Annotated in this window: 12 protein-coding genes and 1 pseudogene; 8 read left to right on the forward strand and 5 right to left on the reverse strand. The window is 46.9% G+C overall.

From position 1 onward, the window contains the following. Nucleotides 1-22 precede the first annotated feature (22 nt). A complete protein-coding gene (locus tag WDV74_RS00760) occupies nucleotides 23-349 on the forward strand; it encodes a hypothetical protein (RefSeq protein WP_338884052.1) in 327 nt (108 codons plus the stop codon). 221 nt (nucleotides 350-570) lie between these two features. Here the strand turns inward: WDV74_RS00760 and glnG are convergent, their stop codons facing one another. From glnG to glnA, 3 genes are all read right to left on the reverse strand, one after another. Beyond that, on the reverse strand, nucleotides 571-1998 hold the full coding sequence (glnG, locus tag WDV74_RS00765; protein ID WP_338884053.1) for a nitrogen regulation protein NR(I): 1428 nt from the start codon (nucleotides 1996-1998) through the stop codon (nucleotides 571-573). A 20-nt stretch (nucleotides 1999-2018) separates the two neighbouring features. Further along, entirely contained in the window at nucleotides 2019-3068 is a 1050-nt protein-coding gene (gene glnL / locus WDV74_RS00770) for a nitrogen regulation protein NR(II) (RefSeq protein ID WP_338884055.1), read from the reverse strand. Nucleotides 3069-3268: 200 nt separating this feature from the next. Next, complete coding sequence (glnA, locus tag WDV74_RS00775; protein WP_189759863.1) at nucleotides 3269-4678, reverse strand: glutamate--ammonia ligase; 1410 nt, start codon at nucleotides 4676-4678, stop codon at nucleotides 3269-3271. A 375-nt stretch (nucleotides 4679-5053) separates the two neighbouring features. On the opposite strand from glnA, the gene WDV74_RS00780 reads away from it, so the two are divergent. The 3 genes from WDV74_RS00780 (at nucleotide 5054) to typA (ending at nucleotide 7939) form a co-directional block, all read left to right on the forward strand. Beyond that, nucleotides 5054-5503 carry an antitoxin Xre-like helix-turn-helix domain-containing protein gene (locus WDV74_RS00780; protein ID WP_338884056.1) on the forward strand — a complete coding sequence of 150 codons (450 nt, stop codon included), beginning with the start codon at nucleotides 5054-5056 and terminating at the stop codon, nucleotides 5501-5503. Beyond that, nucleotides 5500-5964 (forward strand): RES family NAD+ phosphorylase, encoded by a 465-nt coding sequence (locus WDV74_RS00785; protein ID WP_338884057.1) that lies wholly within the window; start codon nucleotides 5500-5502, stop codon nucleotides 5962-5964. Before WDV74_RS00780 ends, WDV74_RS00785 begins: the two co-directional genes overlap by 4 nt. A gap of 145 nt (nucleotides 5965-6109) precedes the next feature. Then, nucleotides 6110-7939, forward strand: coding sequence for a ribosome-dependent GTPase TypA (typA, locus tag WDV74_RS00790; protein ID WP_189759866.1), 1830 nt, complete (start codon nucleotides 6110-6112; stop codon nucleotides 7937-7939). 121 nt (nucleotides 7940-8060) lie between these two features. Here typA and tnpA read toward each other — a convergent pair whose 3' ends face one another. Next, a complete protein-coding gene (gene tnpA / locus WDV74_RS00795; RefSeq protein WP_338885501.1) occupies nucleotides 8061-8477 on the reverse strand; it encodes an IS200/IS605 family transposase in 417 nt (138 codons plus the stop codon). Nucleotides 8478-8499: 22 nt separating this feature from the next. Here tnpA and WDV74_RS00800 point away from each other — a divergent pair. The 4 genes and pseudogenes from WDV74_RS00800 (at nucleotide 8500) to fabY (ending at nucleotide 11604) form a co-directional block, all read left to right on the forward strand. Further along, a pseudogene (locus WDV74_RS00800) lies at nucleotides 8500-9452 on the forward strand (transposase). 113 nt (nucleotides 9453-9565) lie between these two features. Continuing rightward, the gene (gene yihX / locus WDV74_RS00805; protein WP_338884059.1) at nucleotides 9566-10183 is read left to right on the forward strand and encodes a glucose-1-phosphatase; all 618 of its coding nucleotides are present in this window, start codon (nucleotides 9566-9568) and stop codon (nucleotides 10181-10183) included. Between the two features lie 39 nt (nucleotides 10184-10222). Further along, the gene (gene dtd, locus WDV74_RS00810) at nucleotides 10223-10660 is read left to right on the forward strand and encodes a D-aminoacyl-tRNA deacylase (RefSeq protein WP_338884060.1); all 438 of its coding nucleotides are present in this window, start codon (nucleotides 10223-10225) and stop codon (nucleotides 10658-10660) included. Between the two features lie 26 nt (nucleotides 10661-10686). Then, a complete protein-coding gene (gene fabY, locus WDV74_RS00815) occupies nucleotides 10687-11604 on the forward strand; it encodes a fatty acid biosynthesis protein FabY (protein WP_189759869.1) in 918 nt (305 codons plus the stop codon). Here the strand turns inward: fabY and WDV74_RS00820 are convergent. After that, complete coding sequence (locus tag WDV74_RS00820) at nucleotides 11594-13348, reverse strand: AsmA family protein (RefSeq protein ID WP_338884062.1); 1755 nt, start codon at nucleotides 13346-13348, stop codon at nucleotides 11594-11596. The genes fabY and WDV74_RS00820 overlap by 11 nt on opposite strands. Between the last annotated feature and the right edge of the window lie 87 nt (nucleotides 13349-13435).

A 13435-nucleotide genomic window follows, 5' to 3' on the forward strand; every position in this document is an offset into this window, starting at 1 on the left:
TACCTGAATAGGGGAGATTTATATGAGTGCTGAAATTAAGCTCCGTATTGCAGAGCTTCCTGAAGGACTGAGAGCGGTAATCAGGGAAGGGCAAGCCATTGTTATTAAAAATGCAGGTGAAGACACTATACAGGTAAGGACCTATCGGCGCTGGCGTCGTGAACAGATACCAGAAAAAGAAAATAATAAACCAGTAGTACAGAGACCCGTTGGTGTGTTGACCAAGCCGAAAAAAACATTGAGGCCGATTGGGGTTTTGACTGGAGAGTTACCCGTACCAACAGAAGAAGAGTTTGCTAAATATGATAGCGAAATCCTTTCAATGTTTGAGGGGAGAGATCAGGGCTGATGCGCTATTTGTTAGATACTCATATTCTGCTTTGGTATTTGGCTGCTCCTTCTAAACTAAAAAGGGAAATCAAGGAATTACTAAGAGATACAGATAATGACATTTATGGCTCAAGCCATATGTGAAAGTGTGGTATTAGTAACGAATGATGAAGCGATATTGACTCAGTTCGTTGATCTCTCGGAGTATTTACTCAGTAATAGGTAGTATTGTGGAGCCTGTTATAACCCCAATTCCTTCAATTTCCGCGTTATTGTATTTCTTCCCCAGCCCAGTAAACGGGCGGCTTCCTGTTTATGTCCGTTGGTATATTCCAGTGCGCAATTAAGCAAAGTGCGTTCCAGCAATGGTAAGGCATCGGCAAGGAGATCCGTTTTTCCCTCTTTTAAGGCATGTTGTGCCCATTCAGCCAACAGTTGTGGCCAGTTTTCAGGTAGCGTGGCGCGTGAAATCGGGGCGTTTCCTGTTTGTCCTGTCGATTGGTTGCTAATCAGGTCAGCGGGCAGATCTTGTACCAGTACTTCCTTACTTGCCGCCATCACGGTCAGCCAGCGACAAACATTTTCCAACTGGCGGACATTGCCTGACCATGGCAAGCGCATCAGGGCGAGTTCTGTATCAGGATGCAGCACTTTGGCTTCAACGCCCAACTCTTTGGCAGTTTGTTGCAGGAAATGGTATGCCAGACGAGGTATATCTTCGATTCTGTCCCGCAAAGGCGGTAGCTGGATGCGGATCACATTCAGACGATGGTAGAGGTCTTCCCTGAATTTACCTTCTGTAACGCGTTGCTCAAGATTCTGGTGAGTGGCCGCGATAATACGGACATCCACCTTCACCGGTGCATAGCCCCCGACACGATAAAATTGCCCTTCAGCCAGAACCCGCAGCAGGCGAGTCTGGATATCCAGCGGCATATCACCAATTTCATCTAAAAACAGTGAACCCCCATTGGCTTGCTCAAAACGACCGTGACGTACTTGATTGGCACCTGTGAACGCACCTTTTTCGTGACCAAACAGTTCGGATTCAATCAGATCTTTCGGGATTGCCGCCATATTCAGGGCAATAAAGGGTGCTGAGGCGCGTGGACTGTGGCGGTGAAGGGCATGGGCAACCAGCTCTTTTCCTGTGCCGGATTCACCATTGATTAACACACTGATGGAGGAGCGGGAAAGGCGGCCGATAATTCGGTATACCTCCTGCATAGCGGGGGCTTCTCCGATCATATCTGAAACCGATACCGGCAACCGTGGATTGGAGGCTGATTGATGTTGTTCCCGATAATGACTCAGTGCTCGTTCAACCAGCGCAACAGTTTCATCAATATCGAAAGGCTTTGGCAGATAATCGAATGCGCCATGTTGATAAGCACTGACAGCGGCATCCAGATCAGAATGGGCCGTCATAATGATGACCGGAAGCTGTGGGTAGTTCTGCTTGATCTGGTTGAGCAAACTTAGTCCGTCCAATCCGGGCATACGGATATCCGACAGAATAACTTCTGGATGACCCTGTCCTAGCGCGGCCAATACGGTATCGGCATTTTCAAAACTGATACACTCCATCCCCGCGCCACTCAACGCCCGTTCAAGTACCCAGCGGATAGAACTGTCATCATCAACGATCCAAACTTTTCCTCGTTGCATTGTCACCCCCTACTTAACGGTTATTTCTTGATCGGCAGGTAAATGGAAAATTCTGTATGCCCTGGCCAACTGGTAAATTCAATTTTGCCCGCATGTTGGTCGATAAGATTACGTGCTATGGATAAGCCAAGTCCAGTACCTCCTGCATATCCGCTGACCATCGGGTAAAAAAGCGTGTCCTGAATATTGGGTGGAATACCAGGCCCATTATCTGCAATATCAATTCGGGCTGCCAAGCGGTAACGTTCACCCTGTAAGGTAATCTGGAATGCAGTTCGCGTTCTCAGGGTGATAATTCCTCCTTTCTCATCCAGTGCTTGTAGGGCATTGCGGGTGATATTCAGCAATACCTGTTCAATCTGGTCAGGATAATGTGCCAGTTCAGGCAAACTCGGATCATAATCTTTAATCAGCGTAACATTGGCAGGCATTTCCAGTGAGACCAGTTGACAAACCCGTTCAACCACATGGTGAATGCTCTGGCGGGTTTGGAAGCCAGGGTGCTGTGGCCCCAGCAATCGATCAACAAGGTTGCGCAACCTGTCTGCCTGCTCAATGATCACTTGGGTATATTCCCTCAAGGATGGATCTGGCAGTGCCTTGGCAAGTAACTGTGCAGCGCCCCGTAGTCCACCGAGAGGATTTTTGATTTCATGTGCCAGCCCCCGAACCAGTTCCCGCGCAGCCGCCTGCTGTGCTTGTTGGATCTGCTCTTGGCTTAACCGGCGTTGACTGTCCATAGATGCCAGTTCCAGCAGGATAAACTGTTCGGAAATTGGTTGGGCACTGAGCGACATGACATGAGAGTGATTATTAATCACTAATATGACTTCGTTATCGGTAAAGCTATGACCGTTGATCAAACTGGAACGCATCAATTCTGTATCCAGTGAAATATAGCTAAACAGGATAGGAAGAGGCGTGCCGAATAATTTACGGGAACTTTGTGCCAGAAGTTGCATAGCAGAATGATTGGCGTAGCGAATAATCAAATCATTATCCAATACCAAGACGTTGTTTATCTGTGAGTCGAGAATCTGTTCTGCTTTGGGCAAACTAACCATGGTCATTCAGTTCCTGCACTTTTTTGGTGCATTGTAGCTTATTTAAGCATAGTTCGATGAATCCTTTTGCTCAGCATATATCGCTAATCATGATGTAGTTGTGTATATGCGAGGAAAAAAGCCCATCCAAAGATGGGCCAAAAGTTTCACGGCAACAAAAAACACGAGTAATGCCATCACGTTATGCAACATTACCTAATAAAGCACTACACACTGTAATACAGTTCAAATTCCAGGGGATGTGGTGTCATGCGGACACGTTCAATTTCCCCGTTCAATAAATTGATATAAGCATCAATCGTATCATCAGTGAAAACACCACCACGCGTCAGGAATTCGCGGTCGGCATCCAATGCGGCCAGCGCTTCTTCCAAAGAAGAGGCCACGGTTGGGATCTCTTGGGCTTCTTCTGCGGGCAGGTCATACAAGTTTTTATCCATCGCGTCACCGGGATGGATTTTGTTGATGATGCCATCCAAACCTGCCATCAACAGGGCAGAAAAGGCCAGATAAGGGTTTGCTGCGGGATCAGGGAAACGCACTTCAATACGGCGAGCTTTAGCGCTGGCGACCACAGGAATACGGATAGAGGCAGAACGGTTACGGGCAGAATAGGCCAGCATCACCGGCGCTTCAAAACCAGGTACTAGGCGTTTGTACGAGTTAGTTGTTGGGTTGGTAAAGGCGTTTAACGCACGGGCGTGTTTGATGACACCGCCAATATAGTAAAGCGCCATTTCGGACAAGCCACCGTATTTGTCACCTGCAAACAGGTTAGTGCCATTTTTGGACAGTGACATATGACAGTGCATACCTGAACCATTATCGCCCACCAACGGTTTTGGCATAAATGTCGCGGTCTTACCAAATTTATGGGCAACGTTATGAACCACATATTTATAAATCTGGGTTTCATCCGCTTTTTTGGTCATGGTATTAAAGCGGGTGGCCACTTCGTTTTGTCCGGCAGTTGCAACCTCATGATGGTGGGCTTCAACGACCAAACCCATTTTTTCCATGGTCAGGCACATGGCTGAACGCAGGTCTTGGGAAGAATCCACAGGAGGAACCGGAAAGTATCCTCCTTTAATACCAGGACGATGGCCTTTGTTACCCCCTTCATAGCGTGTGCCGCTGTTCCAGGCGGCTTCCGTATCATCAATATGGTAGTAAGAGCCAGAGATGGAGCTGCCGAAACGGATATCATCGAACAAGAAGAATTCGGGTTCTGGCCCGAATAAAACGGTATCAGCAATATCGCTTGCCCGCAGGAAATCTTCTGCGCGTTTCGCAATGGAGCGAGGATCGCGGCTATAGCCTTGCATGGTGCCAGGTTCGAGGATATCGCAGCGCAGGATGAGGGTAGCGTCATTAAAGAAGGGATCCAGCATCGCGGTGCTTGGATCTGGCATTAACACCATGTCGGATTCATTGATACCTTTCCAGCCACCGATAGATGAACCGTCAAACATTTTGCCATCTTCAAAGAAGTCTTCATCAACTTGGTGGGCGGGAATAGTGATATGTTGTTCTTTACCTTTAGTATCAGTAAAACGTAAGTCAATAAACTTCACCTGATGTTCTTCAATCATGGACAAAACATGTTCAGCGGACATACTGGCTCTCCTGGTTACATTGGCCTGATAAAACGGAGCGAGAAATAAACCGTTTTATCTTAAAAGTTAAGGGCAATTGTGGATCTCGGTATGATCAATTTTATAGAACCACTATTAGCAGAGATAAATGCGAAAAGTGTGCCAATATTTAAAAATCATTTAATATCAATGTGATAAAAATGTATGGCAGAAGGGAAGAGAAATAAGATGAATAATATAGCGTGTAGCTTTAGGTGTTTTGCACCAAGTTGGTGATTTTCCATAATGTGATCGCATTATTATGGTGCAACTGGCCGACTGAAATTTCACAAATTTGCTTATCACGTAATCAATTGATATGTTGTTATTATATCAATTGAATATTTGGAGGCTCGCATGGTCTTTACTATCAAAGAATATCAGGCCACTCGTGATACCAACACCAACTTATGGAAAGCCGTTGGAATACCTTCCCGTGGTGCAAAATTGCACCAAGCCTTACGGGAAGGAATGCCCTATGCTGTCTACACCAAACTCGCTGATGTAGCAGGTCTGGAACTCAAGGAACTCGCGAAGTATGTCGCCATTCCCCAGGCTACGTTGCAGCGCCGAGCTAAACTAGGCCGATTCAAAACGGATGAGAGCGATAGGCTGTATCGCTTTGCAGAAGTTCTGAAAGCCGCGGCTGCTCTGTTTGAAGGTGACACAGAGCGAGCTTGTCAATGGTTACTCAATCCTGCTCGTGGTCTTGGTGGTCGCAAGCCTGTAGAGATGATCGCTATCTCCGCTGAGGCGGAAGCTGTGTTGGACTTGATTGGCCGCCTGGAACATGGTGTCTTTGTATGAATGAGATTGTTGCTTACCGGCTTATCAAGAGGAAATGGCGGGGGACGGCTTTCGATGGTGAGGGAGCACGTCTTTACGGTGGTCGCTGGAATAGCCGAGGACGACCTTGTGTATATCTGGCGAGTTCGGAATCATTGGCATTGTTGGAAGTGATGGTTCACCTCAATGATTACAGCCTATTGCAATATTACGCGCTATTGGAAGTAAGGTTGCCCGCGGAGGCTGTTTTGCATCTTCCCTCTGAGCAATTACCGGAAGATTGGCGGGATGAGCCGGCTCCACCATCAACAGCGGAAATTGGGGATGGGTGGTTAGAAAGTGGTGAAAGCCTTGCTTTGGCTGTCCCCAGTGTTGTTGTCCCGCGTGAGTTGAACTACATCATCAATCCAGCTCATCCTCTGTTCGAGCAGGTCGCTGGCGATGCCGCTGAACTCGACTTCCAGCCAGATGGACGCCTATGATTTAGGTGTCCCCAACTTTTAATACCCGTGCAACCATCCAAAGTGTATAATGCTGCACTTTTGTTCGGCGGCGGCCAAGTAAAACAGAATTCTTTTTATGTACGTTTGAGTACATAAATGATTTTCGCGTTATCGGAATTTTTAAATGTCAAATGAAATTAGTAAGTTAAGAAATATAGCAATTATTGCTCACGTCGACCATGGCAAAACCACGTTGGTTGATAAACTCCTGCAACAGTCCGGTACTTTTGGAGAGCGTGCTGCAACAACTGAGCGCGTGATGGATTCCAATGATCTGGAAAAAGAACGCGGTATTACCATCCTGGCAAAGAACACAGCCATCAAATGGAATGACTATCGAATCAATATCGTAGACACCCCAGGCCACGCCGACTTCGGTGGTGAAGTTGAACGTGTAATGTCAATGGTAGACAGCGTCCTGTTGCTGGTTGATGCGATGGATGGCCCAATGCCACAGACTCGCTTTGTCACCCAGAAAGCGTTTGCTCATGGCCTGAAGCCTATTGTCGTGATCAACAAAGTTGACCGTCCGGGTGCTCGCCCTGACTGGGTAGTGGATCAGGTATTTGACTTGTTTGTGAATCTTGGTGCAACCGATGAGCAGCTGGATTTCCCAATCATTTATGCTTCTGCACTGATGGGCGTTGCGGGTAACGATCATACCGATATGGCTGAAGACATGACTCCGCTGTATCAGGCAATCGTTGATCATGTTGAGCCACCAAAGGTTGACCTTGATGGCCCATTCCAGATGCAAATTTCGCAGCTGGATTATAACAACTACGTTGGCGTTATCGGTATCGGTCGCATTAAGCGTGGTATGGTAAAACCAAACCAAAATATCACTATCATCGACAGCGAAGGTAAAACTCGCAACGGTAAAGTTGGCAAGGTCTTTAGCCATCTGGGATTGGAGCGCATTGAGTCTGATAAGGCGGAAGCTGGCGACATTATCGCTATTACCGGTCTGGGTGATCTGAATATTTCCGATACCCTGTGCGAAGTCAATGCGGTTGAAGCGTTGCCAGCACTGGCCGTTGATGAGCCTACCGTCAGCATGTACTTCTGTGTTAATACTTCGCCATTCTGTGGTCGTGAAGGCAAGTACGTAACTTCTCGCCAGATCCTTGATCGTCTGAAAAAAGAGCTGGTTCATAACGTAGCGTTGCGTGTTGAAGAAACTGAAGATCCAGATGCATTCCGTGTATCAGGCCGTGGTGAACTGCACTTGTCTGTTCTGATCGAAAACATGCGCCGTGAAGGTTTCGAGTTGGCGGTTTCCCGTCCAAAAGTGATTTTCCGTGAAATTGATGGCCGTAAGCAGGAGCCTTTTGAGCAGGTCACTCTGGATATCGAAGAGCAGCATCAAGGCGATGTCATGCAGGCATTGGGTGAGCGTAAAGGTGAAATGCGTGACATGCTGCCAGATGGTAAAGGTCGCGTTCGTCTTGATTATGTCATTCCAAGCCGTGGCCTGATCGGCTTCCGTACTGAATTCATGACCATGACTTCGGGTACGGGTTTGTTGTATGCCACATTCAGCCACTATGATGACATCCGCCCAGGTGAGATTGGCCGTCGTCTGAATGGCGTATTGATTTCCAATGGACAAGGCAAGGCGGTGGCTTACGCGCTGTATGGTTTGCAGGAGCGTGGTAAGTTGTTCCTGGGTCATGGTACTGAAGTGTATGAAGGCCAGATTATTGGTATTCACTCACGTTCAAATGACCTGACTGTTAACTGTCTGACCGGTAAGAAACTGACTAACGTGCGTGCATCAGGTACGGATGAAGCGACAACGCTGTCTCCACATATCAAGAAAACCCTGGAGCAGGCGTTGGAGTTTATTGACGACGACGAATTGGTTGAAGTCACTCCAGTGTCAATTCGCTTGCGTAAGCGTCATTTGACTGAGAATGATCGCCGTCGTGCAAATCGTAGCAAAGAAGTTTAATTTCTGGATTATGCATTGCATATGACAGTTTGAATATCAATAGCTTAGGGCATTTCGGTGCCCTGAGTTCTTTTATGATACCCCCCTTCCTGCCATTTTTTTATCAGGCGCGGTTTTCCGACTAACCTGGTGTTTTCTGCTGCTCGATGTATTGCCGGATGATCGAGATCGGCGCACCTCCGCAACTGCTTGCAAAATAGCTCGGTGTCCACAGAACGCCTTTGTAGTAATAGCGTAGAGCAATATCTGGACGGTCACGCCGAAGCAGCCTGCTGGAAACGCCTTTAAGACTGTTGACCAGATTCGATACTGCGAGCTTTGGCGGGTAGTTGATCAGCAAATGCACGTGGTCGTATTCGCCGTCCATTTCAACCAGTTCAACACCAAAATCAGCACATACGCTGCTAAAGTAGCTGCGTAGCTTTTCGATGGCATCAAGATCGAATATCTTTCGTCGATACTTGGCGACGAATACCAAGTGGACGTGCATCAGGAAAACACAGTGTCTTCCGCGTCGAATATCAGTTTCTTTTGTCATAGACCAAAGTATAATGATAGTCATGATACGACTTCAAGCCTTCAAATTCCAGTTAAGACCAAATGGTCAGCAGGAGCGCGATATGCGACGCTTCGCAGGGGCTTGTCGCTTCGTTTTTAACCGTGCACTGGCACTCCAGAATGAGAACCATGAAGCAGGGAATAAATATCTCCCCTACACCAAAATGGCTTCATGGCTGATTGAGTGAAAAACGTCACGGTCAGCCAGTCATGCGGCAAATGGTACGTCAGTATCCAGACTGAATACGAAGTGACTGACCCTGCTCACAATGCAGAATCAATGGTCGGACTGGATGCCGGAGTAACAAAACTTGCCACGCTTTCAGATGGCACGGTATATCAGCCAGTAAGCAGCTTCAAAGCAAACCAACGTAAGCTGGCAACACTCCAGCGGCAGTTGAGTCGCAAAGTAAAATTCAGCGCAAACTGGCAGAAACAAAAACGGAAAATCCAGGGTTTGCACTCACACATTGCCAATATCCGGCGCGACTACCTTCACAAAGTCACCAGTGAAATCAGCAAAAACCACGCGATGATCGTCATTGAAGACTTGAAGGTCAGTAACATGTCGAAATCGGCAAAAGGCACGGCAGAGAAGCACGGAAGAAACGTCAGAGGCAAATCAGGCTTGAACCGCTCGATACGGGATCAAGGCTGGCATGAAATGCGCCGTCAGCTTGAGTACAAGCAGCTCTGGCGCGGTGGTCAGGTACTGGCGATACCTCCGGCATACACCAGCCAGCGGTGTGCCTGCTGTGGTCATACGGCGAAAGAAAACCGTCAGACGCAAAGTCAATTCGTGTGTCAGGTATGCGGCTACACCGCGAACGCGGATGTAAACGCCGCACGTAATATTTTAGCGGCAGGACATGCCGTGCTTGCCTGTGGAGGGATGGTGCAGCCAGACCGCCCGTTGAAGCAGGAACCCACCGAGGTGAGTCAGGCTCCGGTCTGAACGCTGTAGGAATCCCCGTCCTTTAGGGCGGGGAGGATGTCAACTCTTCATTCTTTTTTCTTAATAAAAATATGATAAAAGAACTAAACAATGAACGTCAGTCAGGAGGGATTATGCTGTATATTTTCGATCTGGGTAACGTGATTATTGATATTGATTTTAAAAGAGTATTGGCTGTTTGGAGTAATCTGAGTGGGGCACCACTGGCAACATTGACCCCAAAATTTTCTCAGGGCGAGACGCTTGAAAAACATGAGTGCGGGCAAATAAGTGACACTGAATTTGCAGAAATGATGTGTGATGAAATGGCGGTTTCACTCAGTTTTGAACAATTTGCGGAAGGCTGGAATACAATCTTTATCGATGTCAGGCAGGAAGTCATTGAGTTAATGAATAAATTGCGTGCTAAAGGGCATCGTGTGGTTGTTTTGTCAAATACAAATCGTCTGCATATTGATTACTGCTCAGAGCATTATCCTGAGATTGCAGCATCAGCGGATTTCCTTTATCTATCCCACGAATTGGGGATGCGTAAACCAAATCTTGATATTTTTAACCATGTGCTTGTCGCGGAAGGTGTGGAAGCGGATCAAGCCATATTCTTTGATGATCTTTTAGAAAACGTCGAAGCAGCAAAAAAAACAGGCATCACTGCACTGCATGTGGCTGACAGGAACGTCATCCCTGATTATTTTAAGTCACATGACTTCTCACTCCCCGCAAAAAATTAACATTGTTAGCTTATTGCAACGGAATAACAGGCAAGAGAAATGATCGCATTAATTCAGCGTGTCACACAGGCAAAGGTTGTTGTTGAAGGCGAGACGATTGGCGAAATTGGACAAGGGTTGCTGGTGTTGCTGGGGGTGGAAAAAGACGATACCCCACAAAAAGCGCAACGTTTATGCGACAAGGTAATGGGGTATCGGGTATTCAGCGATGAGCAGGGAAAAATGAACCTTAATGTTCAGCAGGCTGGCGGTAGTTTGTTGGTGGTATCGCAATTTACATTGGCTGCGGACACCCAGAAAGGCTTAAGACCCAGCTTTTCTGGTGGTGCTGAACCACAAAAAGCAGAAGAGCTTTATCGCGATTTTGTTGAACAGTGCCATGTAACTGGTGTAAAAACAGCAACGGGAATATTTGCAGCAGACATGAAAGTCAGTTTGATCAATGACGGGCCGGTAACTTTCTGGTTGCAAGTATGATGTGTTTCAAGAAAGGGGTTGTTTCTATGTACCATCTGAGAGTACCTCAAACAGAACAAGAGTTAGAAACTTATTACCAATTTCGTTGGGAGATGTTGCGTAAACCGCTTCATCAACCTGTTGGATCAGAGAAAGATGGTTACGACTCAATGGCTCATCACCAAATGGTGGTGGATGAACAGGGCAATCCGCTGGCTGTTGGGCGCTTATATATCAATGCGGATAATGAAGGCGCTATTCGCTTTCTGGCTGTGCATCCCAGTGTGCAGCGAAAAGGCTTGGGTACGCTGATTGCGATGGCATTGGAATCGGTAGCCAGACAGGAAGGTGTGAAACGAATTGTTTGCAGCGCGCGGGAAGACGCCGTCGATTTCTTTGACAAGTTGGGTTTTCAAAACCGCGGTTTGATCAATGGTGCTAAGGCGTCGCCGATCAACCATTTCCTCATGATCAAACCGATAATAAGCCTTGATGATATCTTGCACCGTCCTGATTGGTGTGCGGAGTTGCAGCAGGCATGGCATAAGCAAATCCCTTTGAGTGAAAAGATGGGGCTTAGGATCAGCCAATATACTGGACAACGCTTCGTGACCACGATGCCGGAAGCCGGAAACCAGAATCCACATCATACTATTTTCGCAGGTAGCTTATTTTCTCAGGCCACCTTGACGGCATGGGGATTGATTTGGTTGTTGCTACAGGAGCGCCAGTTAGGGGGAGATATCATTTTGGTGGATGCCAATATTCGTTATCGCCAACCGATTACAGGACGCCCCTGTGCAACTGCGGATTTCAATAATATGAGCGGAGACCTTGCCCGTCTTGCCCGTGGCAATAAGGCGCGTGTAACGATAGAAGTGCAGGTTAGCGGTGAACACGGCGTAGGTAGTGTGTTCACCGGCACTTATATCGTCCTGCCTCCCGAACGTCTTACTAAAGCTTAATTTTCGCGCAGGTTTGACTCTCCGTAGCAGGATTATCTACGGAAGAGGGTGCGGTCTGGGGACAACGGCTCGTTGAGATCAAACCTTGCTCAATAGATTGTGACTCTTTGTTTGATGATTTATCTTCAGCAGCCAATGTGCCGTTTATTGTTCCCTTAACGTCGTCAGCGGAGAGATCTCCCGTGATAGCGAGTGTGAAATTGCCTTCTCCCTGAATATTAAGTGGTATCCAACCCCATTGTGGCAAGATATGCAAATCCGCGTTCATTCCTTTGAAGTTAAGGTTAAAAGGGGTATGAGCAGTTTGTTGTTCCACTGAGCCTGCCACTTGCAACAGCCCTTCACCGGTAAAGCCATTTAATTTATCAATGGTAGCTTTGCCATCTGTAGCGTGCAGTTGCAGATAAGGGCGGGTTATTTCGATTTTGTTAAATGTTCCCGCAGCCGCTTGCAGTGATGCCTGACCATTCCATAATCCCCACTTGCCATTTTTCAAGATATCCATGTTGTCAATATGGGCTGCAAGCGTGGTGAGCTGGAACGGGAAATTGGGATTGGTATCAATCAGCAGCGTATTATTGATAGTAATATCATTAAGTTTTACGCCTGAAATCCATTCCGGCGCAGGCTGTTTGAAATAATCGAGCCATGTTGCTGGCAGAACATAAAGCAGCCCTGTTACAGAACTTTCTTTGAGGGTAAGGAGCCGGCTTTTGCGATCCCACTGAGACTGGACATTGAACAATCCTTTTTGATAGTGGGTTGTCAGGTTTGCGATGGTAAGGGTATCACCAGAAAAACGGAATTTTCCAAGCGTGTCACTGAACTGTGCATTATCCAATGTCATGTTCATCGCGTTAAAATCTATCAATCCATCTTCAGCGTTCCAACTGCCATTGGCTAAGCCTAAGTTTTTGATGGTGCTATCTAGATAATCAACAGACCAGTTTTGCCCTTGCAGTTTGGCATTGGTGATATTGAAATCTTTGACATACATAGTTGGTAGATGACTGATTTTTCCTTTTAACTCACCCAGTGTCATCGGGGTTTGCCAGCGAATGTCACTGAGCAGGATATTGTTCCAACGCCAACTGCCGTCAGGCAATTGCTGACCATTGCCAGAAATAGCGCCTCGCAGAAATGTTGCGCCAAAAGAATCGATAGTCAGAGCCTTATCCTGGTAACTGCCTTGCATAACGGCATTTTCAACAGATATGTCATTTAAGCGGATCGTACTGGCACTGAATTGATATTTTCCATTACCAAATGGGTTGCCCACAGCAGGAGCCCAAGGTGTAATGCCGCCCGTGATATTCTCCCCCTGAATACGCGTATTGGGACTCTCTAGCTGAATATTCATCTGGTTCAGTTGCAGGATATCCGCTTGTAAAAGAGGGGGAGTTTGATTTTCAGGTAGTATCAATGTTCCTTGTTGCAATGTCAGACGACGGAGATTTTGGGGGGACAGTAAATGCTGCCATTTGAAATCGAGATCAATGGTATCGGCATTGAGTGAGAAAGGACTTTGTTTGTCACGAATGTTAATGTGGTTAAGTGATAGGGTAGCCGGTTGCAGCCAGCTATGGTCGATGCTTTCAATACTGACTTGGTAATGTCCTTGTCTGCTGAGCCATTGACTTAATTGTTTGGCTCCCCAATGCGTCTGGGCAACAACATAGATAACTATGATTGCCAAAATTAGTAATAGTAGAAGAGTGACAAAAAATTTCCCTAACCACCTCATTATTTCACCTCAACAGTGTAACCTTCCAATAGAAGCCCTTTTATGCCGTAAAATAGGGCAGCACTCAATAGATGATTTAGATAAAAA

Origin of the sequence: Xenorhabdus sp. TH1, from assembly GCF_037260955.1 — a bacterium.
GTDB classification, from domain to species: domain Bacteria; phylum Pseudomonadota; class Gammaproteobacteria; order Enterobacterales; family Enterobacteriaceae; genus Xenorhabdus; species Xenorhabdus griffiniae.